Origin of the sequence: Kribbella sp. HUAS MG21, from assembly GCF_040254265.1 — a bacterium.
In the GTDB taxonomy this organism is placed as follows: domain Bacteria; phylum Actinomycetota; class Actinomycetes; order Propionibacteriales; family Kribbellaceae; genus Kribbella.
In genome coordinates this window covers 6,486,361-6,506,075 of sequence record NZ_CP158165.1, presented here as the reverse complement: position 1 = coordinate 6,506,075, position 19,715 = coordinate 6,486,361, and the positions used below count along the sequence as shown (strand labels likewise).

Below are 19,715 nucleotides of genomic sequence, written 5' to 3'. Positions count from 1 at the left end.
CGCCTCAGGCCTGATCGAGGAACCGGTCGAGGACCCGCGACCCGAACTCCAGCGCCGACGTCGGCACCCGCTCGTCGATGCCGTGGAACATCCCCATGAAGTCCAGGTCCGGCGGCAGCTGCAGCGGGACGAACCCGAAGCACCGCACGCCGAGCCGGCTCCACGACTTCGCGTCGGTACCGCCCGACATCAGCAGCGGCGCGAACCGGGCCTGCGCGTCCTCGGCCTGTACGCACGCCTTCATCGCGTCCACCAGCCCGCCGCTGAACTCGGTCTCCAGCGCGATGTCCGTGACCACGGTCTCGCGCCGAACCTTGTCGCCGAGCAGCTCGTCGATGGTCGCGTAGAACTCGTCCTCGTACCCGGGCAGGAAGCGCCCGTCGACGTGCGCCTCGGCGTCACCGGGGATCACGTTCACCTTGTAGCCGGCGTTCAGCATCGTCGGGTTCGCGGTGTTGCGGATGGTGGCGCCGAACATCCGGCTGAAGCTGCCGAGTTTGGCCAGCGTCGCGGTCATGTCCTCGGGGTCGAGCTCCACGCCGAGCACGTCCTCGAGGGTGCTCAGGAACTCGCGGACCGTCGGCGTGACCCGCAGCGGCCACTCGTACTCGCCGATCCGCGTCACCGCCCTGGCGAGCTCGGTGACCGCGTTGTCGGTGTTGATCATCGAGCCGTGGCCCGCCGTACCGCGCGCCTTGAGGCGCATCCAGTTCATGCCCTTCTCGGCGGTCTCGATCAGGTACAGCCGCAGGTCGTCCTTGACCGTGACCGAGAACCCGCCGACCTCGCCGATGCCCTCGGTGCAGTCCGCGATCGTGTCCGGGTGGTTGTTGATCAGCCACTGCGCGCCGTACACGCCGCCGGCCTCCTCGTCGGCGGTGAACACCAGCCGGACGGGCCGCCGCGGCTTCACGCCGGCCCGCTGCCGGGCGCGCACCACCGAGAGCACCATCGCGTCGAAGTCCTTCATGTCCACCGCGCCGCGGCCCCACACGCAGCCGTCGAAGATCTCCCCCGCGAACGGGTCGACCTTCCAGTCCTTCGGGTCCGCCGGCACGACGTCCAGGTGCCCGTGCACGAGCAGCGGGTCCGCACTCTGGTCCTCGCCGTCCCAGTGCGCGACCAGCGTGGCGCGGCCCGGCTCCGACTCGTAGATCGTCGACTCGATCCCGACCTCGTCGAGCTTCGCGGCGACGTACTCCGCCGCGACCCGCTCACCGTTGCTCTTGCCGTTGCCGTAGTTCGTGGTGTCGATCCGGATCAGCTCACTGCAGAGCTCCACCACCTCGGCGTCGGCGGCGTACGACTGGCGGTCGCTGGAGGTCGTCATGCGGCCTATCCTCCCCCATTTCGCATGAGGTATGACCGGCCGGGTAACTGAACAGTGTGAAAGGCGACCGGGTGGAGATCGTCGTCGACACGGGCAACAGCGTGGCGACGTACGAGATCACGGCCACGAAGGCCGGCCGCCGGGTGGAGATCACCACGTCGCGCAACTTCACCGAGGTGACCGAAGTGACGCGCTCCGGCACGCCGATCCGCACGGCGCGCTTCCTGACGTCGCGCGTGGTCGCACTGGTCGAGCATCCGACATGAGTTCCCTCGAGGTGGACGGGGTCCAGCTGCCGGGCGAGCTCGAGGTTCCCGCTCCTGCTGCAGGCCTGGTGATCTTCGCCCACGGAAGCGACAGCAGCCGGCACAGCACGCGGAACCAGTACGTCGCCAAGGTCCTGAACGAGGCCGGGCTCGGCACGCTTCTGTTCGACCTCCTGACACCGGCCGAGGCCGCCGACAGGCGCAACGTCTTCGACATCGAGCTACTGGCATCGCGCCTCACTGCGACCCGAGCCTGGGCCGCTGACGCCGTCGAATTGCCGATTGGCTACTTCGGGGCGAGTACAGGAGGCGCGGCCGCGCTCTGGTCGGCAGCCGAGACGGAGGTCCACGCCGTAGTCTCCCGCGGCGGCCGAATCGACCTGGCCGGTCCGCGCCTGGCGTCCGTCACGGCCCCGACCCTCCTGATCGTCGGCGAACGCGACACCGACGTACTGCGCTACAACCGCGAGTCCCAGCAGGCGCTCCGCTGCCCCAACCAGCTCGAGATCGTCGCCGGCGCGACACACCTGTTCCCGGAGCCCGGTGCCCTGGAGCAGGTCGCCGAACTGGCCCGCAACTGGTTCCTCGACACCCTCCCCCGCACCTGAAGCGGCCGATCCGCGGCGCCGGCGGTCAGGCGGCCGGTGGTGTCCTGTCGGTGGCGAGCGACTCGGGGGTTTGTATGACGCCCGCGTCGTGGAGGTGGAGTCGCGCGGCACCGATCGCCTCGGGCGTGCTCGCGAAGACGTGGCCGCTCTTGCGGAGGTCGTCGATGACGTCGAGGGCGTCCAGCGTTCGGTGATGGTCCGGGAGGATGCCGGAGACGAGGACCGTGATGCCGCGGTGCTGAAGCTTCTCGATCACGTCCTTGAGCACCAGGGCACCGCTGGCGTCGATCGCGCTGACGGCCGACATCCGCAGGATGACCACCGACACGTGCGCGACCTCCGACAACTCCAGCAGGAACCGGTGCGCGGCGAACAGCAGCGGCCCGTCGATGCGGTAGGCGACGATGTGCTGATCCAGCAAGGCCCTTTCTTCTGCCGTGTGGTCGCCGGGCAGATCGGGGTGCAGCGGCATCTGCCGCAGGCGAGCGGCCCGGGCGACCGCTCGAAGTGCGAGCGCGCCGGCGACGACGAGGCCGATGAGCACAGCCTTGACCAGGTCCAGCGCGAGGGTGGCGACAGCGGTCAGCGTCAGCACGATGGCGTCCGACCGGGTGGCGCGAGCCATCGCGCGGATGGACCCGACCTCGACCATCCGCACCGAGGTGGCGAGCAGCACCCCGGCCAGCGCCGCGAGCGGAATCCTCCCGACCAGCGGTGCCGCCGTGTAGACGATCGCGGCGAGTACGGCGGCGTGCACGAGCGCGGCCAGTCGCGATCCCGCGCCGGACCGGACGTTGACAGCGGTCCGCGCGATGGCGCCGGTGGCCGGCACACCGCCGAACAGCGGGGTGACCAGGTTCGCCAGGCCCTGGCCGAACAGTTCGCGATCCGGGTCGTGCCGGTGGTTGACTCCCATGCCATCGGCAACGGCCGCCGACAGCAGTGACTCGAGCGCGGCGAGCGCGGCGACCGCCAGCGCAGCGCCGGCCAGCGACCCGAGCGTCGCGAGATCGAGGAACGCCAGCGACGGCGCGGCGAGGCCGCTGGGCAGCTCCCCGATCCGCGCGACGTCGAGCCCTGCGATCTCGACGACGGCGGTGGCAGCCGTGACCGCGAGAATCGAGAACGGCACCACCGGCCGAATCCGGGCGCCGACCAGGATGATCACCGCGACGAGTACGGCGACCGCCACGGCGGCCCAGTTCGGGTGCGCGGCAAAGCCCGCGACAGCCCGCGCCGCGACGACGGCGACCTGATCGCCGTCCGGTGTCGGCACACCGAGTGCGGCGGGCAGCTGCTGCAGACCGATCACGCACGCGATACCCACCGTGAAACCCTCGACCACCGACGCGGGAACGAACGCCATGTAGCGGCCCGCCCGGGCGATCGCGAGACCAACCAGGATCAGACCGGCCAGGACTCCCACCGTGAGCACACCCGAAGCGCCGTGTTCGTGCATGATCGGCACCAGTACGACGGTCATCGCACCCGTCGGACCTGATACCTGCAGACTGGATCCACCGAAGAACGCCGCCAACGCGCCGGCCACGACCGCGGTCGTCAACCCCGCCGCCGCGCCGAGGCCTGAGGAGATGCCGAAGCCGAGCGCGAGCGGCAGCGCGACGATCGCCACGGTGAGCCCGGCCACCAGGTCGCGGCGCGGCTGATGTGCCATGGCGGCCAGGTCGGCGCGGGCAGGAAGCAGCGACAGCGTCCGCTGCCGGACGCGGGACGCAGTACTCACCGACCGACTGCCTCGGCGTCGCGCAGTTCGGCCAGCAACTCGCTCTGGCCCGTCAACAGCTCGGTGAGGATCCGGCGCGCGGTCCGCAACAGCTCCGCGACATCGCCACCCGCGAGCTCGTAGACCACACTCGACCCCTCACGCCGCGAGGTCACGATGCCGTACCGGCGCAGGACCGCCAGCTGCTGCGACAAGCTGGACGCCTCGATGCCGATCTCGGCCAGCAGATCCCGCACCGGCCGCGGACCGTCCTGGAGCAACTCCAGCACCCGGATCCGCACCGGATGCCCCAGAATCCGGAAGAACTCGGCCTTCGCCTGATAGAGCGGAACCGGCGCAGTCATCGAACACCAGCCTGCCCGTTGCCGTCGTTGCCGTCGTTGTCGCCGTCGTTGTCGCTCTCGTCGTCGAGCGTGACGCCGTTCTCCCTGGCGATTCTCCGCAGACTTTCGAGCTCGCCGGCGCGGATGTCCACCGCGTAGCCGTCCCCCTCGACCTGGGCCGCGTCCAGCGCCCGAATCGCCACCCGGACCCGGTGCCGCAGCTCCGCCGCGAACTCACTCGTCTCCACCAGCACTCCCACTCTCGCGCCTCAGCATGATGATGTAGTGAATTGAAGAATTTTGCAACTCATCAACGTGCCGAGCGCCTGCCGCACAGCCGCTCGGGGTCAGAGGACCTTGAGGCCGTACATCTCGCCGAGCGGGTCGGCGATCAGTTCGATCCGGGCGCCGTCGGGGTCGCGGAAGTAGACCGACGTACCGCTCTCCTCCTGGAACTCGACGCCGTGCTCGGCCAGGCTCGCCTTGAGCTCCTCCCAGCGCTCCGGCTCGACGGAGATCGCCAGATGGTGCAGGCCGCCGAGCACTTCGGCGTACGGCCCGAGATCGAGCCCCGGGAAGTCGAAGAACGCGAGCAGGTTCCCGTTCCCGATGTCGAAGAAGAAGTGCGTCGAGCCCGCGTAGTCCCGGTTCCCCACCATCTCGGTCAGCGGGAACCCGAGCACCTCCTGGTAGAACCGCACGGTCCGCTCGACGTCCGAACACAGTAACGCAGTGTGATGCAGCCCACGCGCCGTCGACGTACCGCCGGGCTTCAGGTACGCCGACCTGATCCGGTCCCGCTCGGTTTCGATCGTGGACAGGTCGATGTCGGTCATCCACTCCCCCTCAGATCCGGAAGAACAGGTTCAGGTACCGGTCGGCGACGGTTCTGTCGCCGCGGATCGTACCGGCGTTACTGCGGCCGAACGCGGTCAGCACGAAACTGCCCGGGTCGAACTCGATGACCGCCGGCAGCTCGCCGATGTCTCCCGCCGCGTAGTCCATGCCGTCCGGGCCGACAGTGACCCGCGTGTCGCCCGCGTTCGGGCCGCTGGTGATCCGGATACCGAGCTCGCACGCGTCCTTGGCCCCGGTCGTGTACTTCCAGAGCACGAACATGAACGGTACGAGCAGATCGGCCGCCTCCCCCGACAGCCCGTGCGCGCGACCGGTGCCCTGGCGGATGTCCCAGGAGTGGACGCCGTAGTCCATCAGCTGGAACGCCGGGTAGAAGAACGCCGGCAGCGGCCCCATGTAGAAATGCGGCACCGTGAACCCGGCCCAGTCGTCCGGCCCGAGCGCGTCGAAGATCCCCATCATCTTGTCGAAGTCGGTCCGCAACCGCTCGACCAACTCGTCCTGCGGCACGCTCCGGAGCGCCAGCGCCTGCCTGTCGACCCGCTCAGCCATTCCCGGCAGCCCGTACGCCGCGGGCACCTCCGCGTGCGACCGCGCCGCGTCGAACGCCACGAAGTACGACTCGGTCGTGTCCGTGAGATGTGCCACCACATCCCGAACTTCCCAGTGCCCGGCACCGGTCGGCGCCTCCCAGGCACCGTCCCGTTCCACCATCCCGAAGAACAGCTCCGCCTCCTGCCGCACCACCCGGAGCATCGTCTCCTTGCCCTCGTACGACATGCCGTTCCACGCGTCCACGACGCCCTCACCTCCACCCCAGAGGCCACTGTTTGAATTTCAAACTACGCCGCTGCCACCTCGCCGTCACCACCCCGGCGCCCCGATGTGAATTCCACCCCTGGAGTTTGCTACTGTTCTCCGGTCGGCACCACAGACGGTGCAGACCACTCGTCCGGGTGGCGGAATAGGCAGACGCGCTAGCTTGAGGTGCTAGTGCCCGTTTTAGGGCGTGGGGGTTCAAGTCCCCCCTCGGACACGAGGCTAACCACACGCGGAGTTGGACTGATGGAAACATCAGCCACCCGCGTTTTGTGGTTATAGGACACCTCCAGGGCCAGGGTCCCGTACAGCACAGCCAGATCCGCTCGATCCGCCTGATCCAGCACCGTCTTCATGGCGCCGAATCCTCTGGCGCCCCTCCAAGACAGCGCGGTCACGTCGTGTGTGCTTTTCGTGCCGAGCCAAGGTCGCAGATCCCGGGGACGTGATAGCTGAGACGAAACTAGTTCTCGACCCCGCGACGATCGAACGAATCGGTGCGCCCTTGTAGAAACCCACGACCACCAGATCAGGTGGTCGACACGCGTCCTGGGGGCACGACTGGGTGTCCGTGGAGTGCGAGACGGCCAGCATCAGGACTGGCCTCAATTGAGTCGCGAGGCACCAGCCGATTTGGGGCGGGCGCGCGCCCGCCAGCCCGATGGAAGCTAATGGTTGGGCCGCCGACCGGGCTGGCGGCCACGACGTCTGTTGATAAGCCTCGTCGCACTGGGACACCTCCGGCACCGGTATCGGGCGACCGCACGACAAGACAGCCGCGGCTACCACTGGCGTTCCCACCATCCACACGCCGACGAACGATCGGACAAGCACATAGTCGTACGCCTCGACCAAGAAGGCCGCCCGAGCGTCCGCGGACTTCAGCCGTGGACGGTGCGGTAGCGCTCGGCCGCGCCCGGGTGGAGCTTCAACGGGCTGGTACCGATGAGTGAGTTCGGATCAAGGTAGTGTGCGCCGGCCGCGGCGGCCGGCACCAGCCCCCCTGCACGCTTGACGAGCACGTCGACGATCTTCGACGCGACCGCACGGGGGACTCCAGGTCGGCAGATCAGCAGGTTCGGTACGCCGATCGTGCTGACCTGTTGGACACCGCTGTAGGTGCCGGCCGGGATCTGCGCCCGCTGGTAGACCACGCCGTACGCCGTGCGCAGCGTGGACAGCCAGCGATCGAGAGACAGCAGGCGGATGGGCACCTGAGCGGAAAGCTCTGACAGCCGCCGGGTCGGTACCCCACCGGACCAGAACATCGCGTCGATCCGTCCGGTGGCAAGCGCGTCAGCGGCGTCCGACAGACGGAGGTTGGCGATCACGGGGCCACGCTCGGCGTGCATGCCGGCTGCGATCAGGAGCCGGTTCGTGGTCAGCGCGGCGCCGGCACCCGGTGGCCCGGAGGAAATCCGCCGGCCGGCCAGGTCAGGCAACTGGCGGACGGGTCCGGCCGAGCGGACCACGCACTGCAAGTAGTTCTCGTACACCCTGCCGAGGGCGACAACCTCGCCGGACTGCGCCGCGGCATCGGCGAGGCAGAGTGCCAGGTCTGCTTGCCCGAGACGCAGGAGCTCGAGGTTCTGCAGGCTGCCCTCGGTCGACCGCACCTCGACGGCCCGGGCGACCTTCGCGGCCGTCAGTTGCGTGGCGAGGAGCTGTGCGAACTCCAGATAGAACCCGCCACGCTCGCCGCCGGCCACCACCAGCCGATCCACGAGGGGGCGGTCAGAGCTGCAGCTACCGACGACCGACGCCAGTCCGGCGGCCAGCAGCGCCCGCCGGGACAAGGGCAGGATGGCTTGGCCGCTCATGTCGCCGTCCGCAGGTCGACGTGAACCGCCAGGCCGTGCGGCGTCACCGCCTCGATCGTGAGCGTCCCGCCGGCGCCGCTCACCAGTTGGTCGACGATCGCCAAACCGAGTCCGCTGCCTCGCGACGACTGGTGTTGCTCGGCGCGCCAGAACCGCTGCGATGCCAACTCACGTTGCTCCTGGGGAAGCCCTGGCCCGTCGTCGACGACACTCAGCCGTACGCCGTCCGCGCCGGACTGCTCGATCCGGACGATCACCCGCGCTCCGGCGCCGGCGTACTTGATCGCATTGTCGACGAGAGCGCCGACGATCTGTCGTAGGTCGGTTTCGCTGACCGCCACCGGCGGTACGACGGCGAGATCGGCTGCCAGGTCGACACCGTTTTCGGCAGCGAGCAGCCGCCATGCTCCCACTTCACCGGGCAGCACCTCGGACACCACCGACTGACCGGCCACGGCATCCGGGCGCCGGCTCTCGGCCTCGGCAAGCCTCAGCAGATCGTTGAGCAGCGCTTCGAGCCGATCGAGGTCCTGCTGGATGCCGGCGAACCGCGGGCTGGACGGATCGCGCAGCTCCGCGGCCAGGGCGTCGAGCCGGAGGCGGACGGCCGCCAGCGGGTTCCGCAGCTGGTGCGATGAATCGGCCACCATCCGGCGCTGCATCTCCAGGGACCGTGTGAGCGTGGCTGCCATGTCCGCGAACGATCGGGTCAGATGGCGCAGCTCCGGCGGGCCGGACAGCATGACAGCCGGGCCCGCCGTTGGCGTCGCGGCAAGGCCGACGACGGCCTCCTCGAGCCGCCGTACCGGACGGACCACCCAGCGGGTGAGCAGGAGCGCCAGGCCGAGGAGGAGCAGCTCGGCGGCGATCGCCCCGGTCACGATCAGGGCCCAGTCGCGACGTACGCCGGCGATCGCCCGGCCGGCGTCGACGCGCAGCACGACCGCGCCGGCCAACTCATGGGGGGTGCCGACCGGACGGGCCAGCAGATGCCGTTGCTCGCTCCACGGCCGAACCGGGTCGAGGGTCGTCTGCGCAAGGTTCCGCGACGCGGAGGCCAGGGTCTCTCGCACACCCGGATCGTCGAGGTCCAGCGAGCCGGTGGACATGACACGGCGTCCACTCGGGCCCACCAGCAGCAGGTCTTCGCCGTACACCTCGGTCATCCGGGATGCTTCCGCCTGCACGGTGGCCAGGTCGCCGGCATCCTTCACCTGCCGGGCCAGTGCAGCGAGCTGGTCGAGCGTTGCGACGCGGCTGAGCAACAGCGCCTGCGTGCGGGCCTGCGAGGTGGTCGCGAGGAGCGGCAGAACCAATCCGGCGACTGCGACGAGGGAGAAGACCGTCAGCACGATCGAAACTCGCGTTCTCATGCGCCGAGCCGGTATCCGAAACCGCGGATGGTGGTGATCAGGCCGGGTCTGGAGAGTTTGACGCGGAGCTGGGCAAGATGGACGTCGAGCGCCCGCGAGCTGGCCAGGAAAGCGTCGCCCCACAGCTCGTCGAGGATCACCTCGCGGCTCACCGCGGCACCTGCTCGGCGCGCCAGCGCCCCGAGCAGATCGAACTCCTTCGGAGTCAGCGTGATCTCCCGCTCGCCGGCCCGGACGCGTCGCGCGGTCAGGTCGATCACGACGTCATCCACCTCGACCACTCCGGCCGGCACGGAGCTCCGGGCGCGACGGGTGACCACTACGTCGATCCGGGCCAGCAGTTCGCCCAACCGCACGGGCTTCACCAGATAGTCGTCCGCGCCGAGCCGCAGGCCGCGCACCACTGACCGCTCGTCACCGCGCGCGGTGACGACCAGCAGCGGTACCTCGCTGACCTGGCGCAGCTTTCGCAGCACGTCCAGCCCATCTCCGTCGGGCAGGCCGAGGTCCAGCAACACGACATCGGCCCAGCTGTGCCGAAGAAGCACGTCGGCGCCTCTGGAGACCCGGCTCGGTTGGTGACCATGCGCGCCGAGGACGTCGACCAGCGCCTCACCGACGCTGTCGTCGTCCTCGGCGATCAGTATCCGCATGACGTCATCCTGTTCTCCTGGTGGGCGTCCTGCGAGCAGGGTCGTGACAACCGCCGCACAGTACAACCCCGAGCGCCGAATCCTTACGTGGCCTTGAGAACAATCGCTTGACGGCTCACGCGCACGTCTGTTGTCGATACGCGCAGGATCGTGGGCGACTTCGTGGACGCGACAGTGCCGGACCGTGTTCCTTGACACGGAGGAGCCAGTCCTTCGTCGCCGTGGAGGCCGTCATGCCAGGCAAGTCCACTCTGTCTCGTCGCCGTCGTGTTGCCGGAGCCCACGGTTCGCGGCACCGGTCCCGTTTGCCAAAGGCGTGGTGCGTGGTCCTCGCTCTCCTCGGGAGTTGTCTGGTCGTCGTCGCTTCGACGCCGGCTGCTTCCGCGACGCTGTCGGACGAAGCCTCGACGGTGTTGGGCGAAGCGCAGGCGCGCGAGGTCGCCGCCAGGACTGGGCGCCGGGTCGAGGTCGACACGCTGACCACCGAGACAGGGCAGGTGTTCGCCAATCCGGACGGTTCGTACACCCGGCACGAGTCGGCGCTGCCGGTACGGGTACGCGGGTCGTCCGGGTGGGTGCCGGTGGATATGACGTTGCGGGCCAGAGCCGACGGAACGGTAGCGCCGGTCGCGAGCCCGCTCGATCTGGCGTTCTCCGGCGGCGGCGAGACGCCTCTGGTACGACTTCGCCGGGACGGCCGTGAGCTGGCCGTCGGCTGGCCGGGCCGACTCCCCCAGCCGGTGTTGTCCGGCGACACCGCAACCTACCCGGAGGTCTTTCCCGGTGTCGACCTCGTCCTGACTGCCTCGACCACCGGTCTGTCGCAGATCCTCGTGGTCAAGAACGCGGCGGCCGCGGCGAACCCGGCACTCGGATCGCTGCCGTATCGCCTGACAGCCAAGGGTCTGGCGGTTCAGGCCACGGCGGCCGGTTTGACCGCGACGGATCGGGCCGGCGCGGTCGTGTTCAGCGGACCCGCGCCGTACATGTGGGACTCCTCCGGTCACGGGTCCGCGGCACAGCCCGGTGGCCGGGTCACGGCCGTCGGCGCCCGGGTCGCCGGGGATCAGCTGTCTCTCGTACCGGATCGGGCGTTCCTGACCGGCAAGACCACCCGGTTCCCGGTCTACATCGACCCATCGTGGTCCGGCGTCAAGCAGGCCTGGACCCAGGTGTGGAGCAACTACCCGACCACGTCGTTCTACAACGGCGCGAACCTCGGAACCTCGGAGAAGGTCGCCCGGGTGGGCTACGACGGCACGGACCAGAAGCGCACCCGCTCGTTCTTCCAGTTCGACACCAGCGGCGTGAAGTACAAGCACATCCTCAAGGCCACGCTGCAGACCACCGCGAGCTGGTCGTGGTCGTGCACGGTGCGCGAGGTGCAGGTGTGGGCGACCAACCCGATCTCCTCGGCGACGACCTGGAAGAACCAGCCGACCTGGGCGTACCAGATGGAGAAGAAGAGCTTCGCGAAGGGCTTTTCGTCGTCCAGTTGCCCGGCCGGCGGGGTCGAGTTCAACGTCACCAGCCAGGTCACCAACGCCGCGGCCAACGGCTGGTCCAACGTCACGCAGGGACTTCGGGCGTCGACGTGGGCCGAGAGCCACAACGATTCGTACTCGTGGAAGAAGTTCGCCAGCAACCCGAGCATCACCATCGACTACAACACGATTCCTGACAACCCGGCCAACCTCACCACGGAAGGCTCGGCGTCGTGTGTGACAGGCCCCGATCGGCTGGTCGTGTCCACGGTGACGCCGACGCTTCGAGCAACTCTTCAGGACGCCGACAACTCGGTCCAGGCGCGCTTCGAGTGGTGGACGCTCGACGGCTCGGCCCCTGTCGGGGAGTACGTCTCGCCGACCGTCGCGGGTGCGACGCCGACGGTTGTGGCGACCTCTGTTCCGTCGGGCGCCTTCGGCAACGGTGCGGTCGGCAAGTGGCGGGTACGGGCCGAGGACGGCATCGACGTCAGCGCCTGGAGTCCGTGGTGTGAGTTCGCCGTGGATGCCGACGTACCTGAGGCGCCGACGGCGGTGTCGTCGGGGTTCCCGGACAACGGAGCCGGCGACGCGGTGATGGGGACGAGCCTGCCGGTGACGTTCGGCGCGAACGGGGAGTCCGACGTCGTCAGGTACGAGTACGCCCTGAACGGGACCTCGACCGCGCTGAACCTGACCGCGACGCCGTCGGCGCCGGGTGGCGAGGTGACCGTCTCGGTCGTGCCGGATCGGTACGTGAACTGGGTGCACGTCCGCTCGGTCGATGCCGGGGGCAACCGTTCCGCGGTGGTGACGGCGGTGTTCTACGCGGGCCCGGCGCCGGGCCCGGTCGCGGACTGGGGGCTCGACGAGACCGGTGACGGCACGGTGGCGGTCGACTCCGCGCCGGGACGGCACAACGCCTCCCTGGGCGGCGGCGCGTCCTGGGGCGACGGCCGGCAAGGCGGTGCCCTGACGCTCAACGGCACCACGGGGTACGCGGCGACGAGCGGGGCGGTGGTCAACACGCTGAGCTCGTTGTCCGTGTCGGCCTGGGTGCGGCTGACCGACACGTCGCGCAACTCGGTGATCGCCACCCAGGTCGGGAACCAGGCCGGCGCCTTCACGTTGTACTACTCGAGCTCCTATCGGCGGTGGATCTTCAACCGCACCTCGGCCGACGTCGCCTCGCCGACCTACGTCCGGGCGATCTCCAGCACGGTGCCCGCGGCAGACGGCAGGTGGGTCCACCTGACCGGTGTGTACGACGCGCCGAACGCCCAGCTCCGGCTTTACGTCAACGGTGTTCTCGAGGCCACCACGGCGTACACCACGCCGTGGAGTGCGGCCGGTTCGTTCCAGATCGGGCGGTCGAAGGTCAACGGCGTCTACGGCGAGTACTGGCCGGGAGACGTGGACCAGCTGCAGGTGTACAACCGGGTGTTGCTGCCGGGCGAGATCCAGCAGGTGGCCCGGCGCGACGGTCAGTGGCTGATGGACGAGAGCTCAGGCACGACGGCCGGGGACACCGCCGGGGCGCATCCCGCCAGTTGGTCGGCCAGCGGTGTGTCACGCGTGGCCGGCAAGACCGGCAACGCGGTGCAGCTGAACGGCACCACCGGTGTGCTGACGGCGTCCGGGCCGGCGGTCCGCACCGACGGCAGCTTCACGGTGGCCGCCTGGGTGAAGCCGTCCGCGGTCGGCAAGAACGAGGTCGTGATCAGTCAGGACGGCTCGCAGGTGAGCGGTTTCAGCCTGGGATACGTCTGGGACGACCTGTACGGCGGTTACCGCTGGTCGGTGGCGATGCCGGTCGCGGACTCGGCGGTGGCGGAGGTACACACGGCGGTCGGCCCGTTCGACGAGCCGGTGACCGGCCGGTGGACGCACGTCGCCGGGGTGTACGACGCGAAGGATCAGGCACTGCGGCTGTACGTCGGCGGCCAGTTCGTGGCCGAGACGTATCACCGCAGTGCGTGGAACGCGGCCGGGGCGGCACGCTTCGGAGCGGGATGGACATCGGCGTCCGGCCTCGGTGGCTTCTTCAGCGGCGCCATCGACGACGTCCAGATGTACTCCGGTGTGCTCTCGGATCAGCAGATCGCCGACCTGTACTTGCCGTCCCAGCTGTGACCCGCTCGCCCGTGGGCACAGTTCCGCCCCGCCCCATGAAAGGAGTGGCGCCATGCTGGTGCCGTTCACCGGAATAGTCACGGCCGTCGCGCTCGCGGCAAGCGGCCTGGTAGACATCCCCGCCGCGCGGGCCGATGCCGGTCCGTCGAACGCGTGGCGGCCCGCGGCGCAGGCCGAGTTCTCGGTGCCTGGGCACGATCTCGCGCCGAGGTCGCGTCCGGCCGATCCGCAGGCGGCGTCCGTGCTACGTCAACCTCCACAGGTAAGTCGACCGGAGGCGGGTGAGGCGGAGGTGTCGCTCCCCCGCGACGGCACCACTACGCAGGCCGGCCGGTTGCCGGTTCGGGTCGGCGCGGGGCGGGTCCAGGGCGCTGCGTTGACGCCTGTGAACCAGGTACGCGTTCGGGTTCACGACCATTCGGCCGCCGAGAAGGTCGGCGCTTCGGGGATGCTGTTCAGCGTCGGTCGCACCGACCTGGTTGCGGGCAGTGGCCAGGTGAAGGTCGAGGTGGACTACTCGGCGTTCCGTTCGGCGTACGGCGGTGACTGGGCAAGCCGACTGCGGCTCGTCCGGCTCCCTGCATGTGCGCTGACCACACCGGACAAGGCCGGGTGTTCGGACGGGCAGGTGCTGACGTCCAGTGTGACCCGCGACAACCGCATCGCTACCGAGATCGCCGCGTCGAATGAGGCGACGGTGTTGGCGTTGACGTCGGCACCGGCGGGTAGCGCGGGTAGCTACAAGCCGACCGCGTTGTCGGCGTCGGCGTCGTGGAACGCGGGCGGCTCGTCAGGTGCGTTCTCCTGGGGCTACTCGATGGATGGCCCGGAGAGTCTCGGCGGCCCGGAGCCGGATCTGAATCTCGGCTATTCGTCGGGTGCCATCGACGGCCGGGTGGCGTCGACGAACAACCAGTCGTCGTGGGTCGGGGAAGGCTGGGGCCTGGACGAGGGGTTCGTCGAGCGGCGGTACACGTCGTGCGCGGACGAGGTGAAGACGACACCGAAGCCGCAGGACCTGTGCTGGGAGACCGACAACGCGTACCTGGTGCTGGGTGGAACCGCGTCCGAACTGGTCCGCGACGACGCCACCGGAGTCTGGAAACTGCGGGACGACGACGGCTCGCGGCTGGAGCGGTTGACCGCTGCAGTGAACGGCGACAACGACGGCGAGCACTGGCGGCTGACGTCACAGGACGGCACGCAGTACTACTTCGGCTTGAACCGGTTGCCGGGATGGGCCACGGGCAACGAGGAGACCGGTTCGGTCTGGACGGCGCCGGTGTTCGGCAACGACGCGGCCGAGCCGTGCCACGGGACGTCGTTCGCGGCGTCGTACTGCACGCAGGCGTGGCGCTGGAACCTGGACTACGTGGTCGACCGGAACGGCAACGCCATGTCGTACTTCTACGACAGCGAGACGAACTACTACGGCCGGAACCTGACCGCGACCGCCGGTACCCAGTACGAGCGCGGCGGCTACCTGAAGCGGGTCGACTACGGCCAGCGGTCCACGTCGATGTACTCGGCGCCGGCTCCGATGCGGGTGACGTTCACGGTTGACGAGCGCTGCGCGGCGGGTGCGACCTGCGGCACCGGCGACATCACGTCGGCCAACGCCGCGAACTGGCCGGACGTGCCGTACGACCAGAACTGTTCGCCGGGTAAGGCGTGCACGGGGTTGTATTCGCCGACGTTCTGGACGCGCAAACGGTTGGCGACGGTGACGACCCAGCTGTGGGTGTCCGGGACGACGTACCGGGACGCGATGTCGTGGGCGCTGGGCTACCAGTTCCGTGACCCTGGTGACGGGACCTCGCCGGCGTTGTGGCTGGCGTCGATCACCGCGACCGGCAAGGTCGGCGGGACCGCATCACTTCCCACGGTGTCGTTCCAGGGCGTGCAGCTGGCCAACCGGGTGGATGCCGCGGAGGGAATTCCGCCGATGTACAAGTGGCGGCTGACCGACGTGTACGACGAGGCCGGTGGGCACATCCACGTGAACTACTCGGCGGCGGACTGTACGGCGGGTTCGTTGCCGGAGCCGAGCCAGAACACCAAGCGGTGCTTCCCGCAGTACTGGCAGGCCGACGGGTCGACGTCGTTGACGCAGGACTGGTTCCACAAGTACGTGCCGGTCACAGTGCTGGAGGACGACCAGTCCGGCGTGGCCGGGACCGAACGCACCGATTACGAGTACCTCGGCGGCGGCGCCTGGCACTACGACGACAACGAGCTGACCCCGCTGAAGTACCGCACGTGGGGACAGTGGCGCGGCTACGGCCGGGTCCGGCAGCTCCACGGCAACCCCGGCGAGACCCGGTCCCAGGAGGAGAGCCTGTACCTGCGCGGCATGGACGGCGACAAGCTCCCGAACGGTGGCACCCGCGCGGTGAGCGTCACCGACTCCCTCGGCGGCACGATCACCGATCACCCCGCGCTGGCCGGCTTCGAACGCGAGTCCCTCACCTACAGCGAGGCGGGCGGCAGCGTGCTGGAGGGTGAGATCATCGACCCCTTGGTCTCCTCGCCCACCGCCACCCAGGTCACCCGCAACGGCACGATCAGGGCCTACATGGTCAACGCGGTCGGCGAACGGTCCCGCGAGGCGTTGTCGTCCGGTGGCTGGCGCAACACCGAAACCCGCACCACCTACGACTCCTACGGACTCGAGATCGAGGAGAACGACCTCGGCGACACCGCCAAGACCGGCGACGAGGAATGCACCCGTACGACGTACGCGCGGAACACCTCGGCCTGGCTGATCGATTTCGAGGCCCGCGAACAGACCGTGTCCGTGGCCTGCACCGCGACACCGTCGTACCCGGCCGATGCGGTGTCGGACGACCTGACCTACTACGACGGATCCACCACGCTGGGGGCGGCGCCGACCAAGGGTGACGAGACCCTGACCAAGGAACTCGCGTCCTATTCGGGCAGCACGCCGGTCTACACCCAGGAGGGGCGCACGGTCTACGACTCGTACGGCCGGCCGGTCGAGACCTACGACCAGCTGGACCGCAAGTCGTCGGCCGTCTACACCCCGGCCAGTGGAGCGGCCGTCACCACGGTCGCCGTGACCAACCCGGCCGGGCATCTGACCACGACGACCGTCGAGCCCGCGTTCGGTGAGTCGGTCGCCGAGGTCGACCTGAACGGACGCCGTACCGACACGGCGCGGGACCCGCTCGGCCGGATCACCGCGGTGTGGCTGCCGGACCGGTCCAAGGCGGCAGGCAAGACCCCGAACATCAAGTACTCCTACCTGATCCGCCAGGACGCGCCGTCGGTGATCACCACCGAGGAGGTTCGCGACGACGGCACGTACGAGGCCAGCTACGACCTGTACGACGGGCAACTGCGCGAACGGCAGACCCAGGACCCCGCGGCCGACGGCGGCCGGATCGTGACCGACACGTTCTACGACGCACGCGGCCTGGAGGTGAAGTCCAACGGCGCGTACTGGAACGAAGGCACCGCCGGTACGACGTTGCTGACCGGGGTGAGCGACTCGGCCGTGCCCGGCCAGGACGTGACCGTCTACGACGGCGCCGAACGCGAGACGGTGGAGATCTTCCGCTCGCGCGGGTTCGAGAAGTGGCGCACCACCACCACGTACGGCGGCGACCGGATCAGCGTGGATCCGCCGGAGGGCGAGACGGCCACCACGTCCATCACCGATGCGGACGACGCGGAGGTGGAGCTGCGCCAGTACACCGGCGGCTCGCCGACCGGTCCGTACGACGCGACCACCTACACCTACAACAACCGCGGCGACCTGGTCGCCACGACCGACCCGGCGGGCAACACCTGGAACACCACCTACGACCTGCGCGGCCGGGTCACCCAACGGGAGGACCCGGACACCGGGAAGAGCAGCTTCACCTACGACAACGCCGGCCAGGTGCTCACCAGCACCGACGCACGCGGTGCCACCCTCGCCTACACCTACGACGCGATGGGGCGCCGTACCGGGATGTTCGACGGATCGACCTCCGGCACCAAGCGCGCCCAGTGGACCTACGACACCCTCGTCTCGGGCACCAGCGTCAAGGGCATGCTCGCGAGCTCGACCCGCTTCGTCAGCGGCAACGCCTACACCACGTCGATCGACGCCTACGACATCCGGTACCGGCCGCTGACCAAGACCGTCACGATTCCCACGTCCGAGGGCGCGCTGGCCGGGTCGTACAAGACCAACACCGGCTACACCGCCACCGGGCTGCCGTCGCTGGTGTCCTTCCCGGCAGCGGGTGGACTCGCGGCGGAGACGCTGCGGTACGGCTACGACGCGGCCGGCCGGTTGCAGACCGCGAGCAGTGGTCTCGGCACGATGCTCACCGCGGCGACCTACACGCCGTACGACGAGGTCGCCCAGTCGACCCTGTCCGCCGCGGCCGGCAAGCAGCTCGTACATACCGCGTTCTACGACGACGCGACCCGGAACCTGGACCGGGTCCTCGTCGACCGCTCGACTGCCCCGGAACACCTGGCGGACGTGAAGTACACCTACGACGCGGCCGGCAACATCACCAAGATCGCCGACACACCCCAAGGCGGTCCGAGTGATGTCCAGTGCTTCAAGTACGACTACCTGCGTCGGCTCACCGAGGCCTGGACCCCTGCTGCCGACTGTGCCGCAGCGCCCGGCGTGCTGAGCGGGCCCGCGCCGTACCGGCAGGGCTGGACCTACGACAAGACCGGCAACCGGCTCAGCGAGACCAACCACGACCCGGTCACCGGCACCGCCACCACCTCCAACTACACCTACCCAGCCGCCGGAGGGCCGCGGCCGCACGCGCTGGCCAACGTCGCCACCGGCACCCGGAACGACACCTTCACCTACGACGCCGTGGGCAACACCACCGCCCGCAACATCGCTGGGAAGGCCCAGACGCTCGCATGGGACGTCGAAGGCAATCTGGCCGGCCTCACCGAAGGCGGCCAGACCACCAGCTATCTGTACGACGCCGACGGTGACCGGCTCATCGCCCGCGACGCCGAGGGCAGCACCCTGTACCTCGACAACTCGGAGGTCCACCGCAGTCCCACCGACACGGTGACAGTCACCCGCTACTACGACCTCGGCGCGGCCGGCGCCGTACGGAACGAGTCGGGTCTCAACTTCACTGTCGCCGACCACCACGGCACCAACACGCTGTCGGTCAACGCCACCGACCTCAGCCCGCAGCAGCGCCGCTTCACCCCCTTCGGCGCTCCCCGCGGCGCCAAGCCCTCGACCTGGCCCGACAACCACGGCTACGTCGACGGCGTCGACGACTCCACCGGACTCACCCACCTCGGCGCCCGCGAGTACGACTCCGCCCGCGGACGCTTCATCTCCACCGACCCGGTCGCCGACTTCGACAACCCGCAACAGCTCAACGGCTACGCGTACGCCGACAACACCCCGATCACGGCCGCCGACCCCGACGGCGAGTGGCGCGTCCTGCCCGGCGGCCACTACTGCGACGGCTGCGGCGGCTACAACAAGGCCCCCAAGAAAAAGAAGAAGGCGGCGCACAAGAAGGCCAAGGCCAAGAAAGCCAAGCACTACTGCGACGGCTGCGACTACCAGCGCTACCTCGCGAAGAAGAAAAAGAAGGAAAGGATCGCGGCGGCCAAGCGGGCAGCCAAGAAGGCCGCCGCCAAGCGGGCTGCCCAGAAGGCGGCCAAGCTCAAGAAGAAGGCCGCCAAGAAAGCCGCGGCGAAGGCGAAGAAGAAGAAGGAACAACGCAAGGCGAAACACCGGGCCAAGACCAAGAAGGCCTCGATCCTCGGCGGCGAGGACTACGCGCTCGTGAAGGTCGCCGGCGCCGGCTACGCGATCTGCCGGTTCATCAGGGGCACCCCGGCCAACACCTGCGCCGTACTCGGCTCGGCGATCGGGAAGGGGCAGCACGACGGCGGCGGGTGGTACTACGTCAAGTGGTACGTCGTCGCCCGGGGCAGCTGGACCCTCTACCGGGTCGGCGAGATCTGGAAGAAGGGTGGCGTCACCCCACGCGGGCAGCTCGGCAAGATCAAGGGTGAGTTCAAGGCCGACGGAAGGGCCACCAGACGCGGCGTCGGTCTCTGGATGCTCTACGAGATGCTCAGCGGAGACACCCGCTCACCACGCCGGAACGAGAAGCCCAAGCAGAAGACGAAGTGCGTGGTCTCCTGGAAGGTCTGGGGGAAGAACGTCTTCAGTATCTGCTGACCCGCAGCACACCGCCGGCCCGGACCACCAGACGTCTCTGGGGTCCGGGCCGGAGGTGTGTCCAGGGATTCTTCTTAAGGCGACGTAAGGATGCGGAACTGG

13 protein-coding genes and 1 tRNA gene are annotated in these 19,715 nt (G+C 69.0%); 5 read left to right on the top strand and 9 right to left on the bottom strand.

Going from position 1 to position 19,715, the window contains the following annotated elements; genetic code table 11:
* Window positions 1-4: 4 nt before the first annotated feature.
* Window positions 5-1,330, bottom strand: a complete 1,326-nt coding sequence (locus ABN611_RS31385) for a M20/M25/M40 family metallo-hydrolase (protein ID WP_350275888.1) — start codon at window positions 1,328-1,330, stop codon at window positions 5-7.
* Window positions 1,331-1,401: 71 nt separating this feature from the next.
* Here ABN611_RS31385 and ABN611_RS31380 point away from each other — a divergent pair, with 71 nt between their 5' ends.
* Window positions 1,402-1,596, top strand: a complete 195-nt coding sequence (locus ABN611_RS31380) for a hypothetical protein (protein WP_350275887.1) — start codon at window positions 1,402-1,404, stop codon at window positions 1,594-1,596.
* Window positions 1,593-2,204, top strand: a complete 612-nt coding sequence (locus tag ABN611_RS31375; RefSeq protein ID WP_350275886.1) for an alpha/beta hydrolase — start codon at window positions 1,593-1,595, stop codon at window positions 2,202-2,204. The genes ABN611_RS31380 and ABN611_RS31375 overlap by 4 nt, the downstream gene beginning before the upstream one ends.
* Before the next feature lie 25 nt (window positions 2,205-2,229).
* Here ABN611_RS31375 and ABN611_RS31370 read toward each other — a convergent pair whose 3' ends face one another.
* From ABN611_RS31370 to ABN611_RS31350, 5 genes are all read right to left on the bottom strand, one after another.
* Window positions 2,230-3,948 (bottom strand): SulP family inorganic anion transporter, encoded by a 1,719-nt coding sequence (locus ABN611_RS31370; protein WP_350275885.1) that lies wholly within the window; start codon window positions 3,946-3,948, stop codon window positions 2,230-2,232.
* Entirely contained in the window at window positions 3,945-4,292 is a 348-nt protein-coding gene (locus tag ABN611_RS31365) for a metalloregulator ArsR/SmtB family transcription factor (RefSeq protein WP_350275884.1), read from the bottom strand. The genes ABN611_RS31370 and ABN611_RS31365 overlap by 4 nt, the downstream gene beginning before the upstream one ends.
* Entirely contained in the window at window positions 4,289-4,519 is a 231-nt protein-coding gene (locus tag ABN611_RS31360; protein ID WP_350275883.1) for a hypothetical protein, read from the bottom strand. Before ABN611_RS31360 ends, ABN611_RS31365 begins: the two co-directional genes overlap by 4 nt.
* Before the next feature lie 99 nt (window positions 4,520-4,618).
* The gene (locus ABN611_RS31355; protein WP_350275882.1) at window positions 4,619-5,107 is read right to left on the bottom strand and encodes a VOC family protein; all 489 of its coding nucleotides are present in this window, start codon (window positions 5,105-5,107) and stop codon (window positions 4,619-4,621) included.
* A gap of 10 nt (window positions 5,108-5,117) precedes the next feature.
* Window positions 5,118-5,927 carry a maleylpyruvate isomerase family mycothiol-dependent enzyme gene (locus ABN611_RS31350; protein WP_350275881.1) on the bottom strand — a complete coding sequence of 270 codons (810 nt, stop codon included), beginning with the start codon at window positions 5,925-5,927 and terminating at the stop codon, window positions 5,118-5,120.
* A gap of 152 nt (window positions 5,928-6,079) precedes the next feature.
* Here ABN611_RS31350 and ABN611_RS31345 point away from each other — a divergent pair.
* A tRNA-Leu gene (locus tag ABN611_RS31345) sits at window positions 6,080-6,165 on the top strand.
* A gap of 664 nt (window positions 6,166-6,829) precedes the next feature.
* On the opposite strand, the gene ABN611_RS31340 is transcribed toward ABN611_RS31345, so the two are convergent.
* From ABN611_RS31340 to ABN611_RS31330, 3 genes are read right to left on the bottom strand one after another with little or no spacing between them, the layout of a single operon-like run.
* A complete protein-coding gene (locus ABN611_RS31340) occupies window positions 6,830-7,768 on the bottom strand; it encodes a TAXI family TRAP transporter solute-binding subunit (RefSeq protein WP_350275880.1) in 939 nt (312 codons plus the stop codon).
* Window positions 7,765-9,141: a HAMP domain-containing sensor histidine kinase gene (locus tag ABN611_RS31335; protein ID WP_350275879.1), complete on the bottom strand. Its 1,377-nt coding sequence runs from the start codon at window positions 9,139-9,141 to the stop codon at window positions 7,765-7,767. Before ABN611_RS31335 ends, ABN611_RS31340 begins: the two co-directional genes overlap by 4 nt.
* Window positions 9,138-9,794: a response regulator transcription factor gene (locus ABN611_RS31330; protein WP_350275878.1), complete on the bottom strand. Its 657-nt coding sequence runs from the start codon at window positions 9,792-9,794 to the stop codon at window positions 9,138-9,140. The genes ABN611_RS31335 and ABN611_RS31330 overlap by 4 nt, the downstream gene beginning before the upstream one ends.
* Window positions 9,795-10,117: 323 nt before the next feature.
* On the opposite strand from ABN611_RS31330, the gene ABN611_RS31325 reads away from it, so the two are divergent.
* On the top strand, window positions 10,118-13,411 hold the full coding sequence (locus tag ABN611_RS31325) for a LamG-like jellyroll fold domain-containing protein (protein WP_350275877.1): 3,294 nt from the start codon (window positions 10,118-10,120) through the stop codon (window positions 13,409-13,411).
* A gap of 52 nt (window positions 13,412-13,463) precedes the next feature.
* Window positions 13,464-19,613, top strand: a complete 6,150-nt coding sequence (locus tag ABN611_RS31320; RefSeq protein WP_350275876.1) for an RHS repeat-associated core domain-containing protein — start codon at window positions 13,464-13,466, stop codon at window positions 19,611-19,613.
* Window positions 19,614-19,715 lie beyond the last annotated feature (102 nt).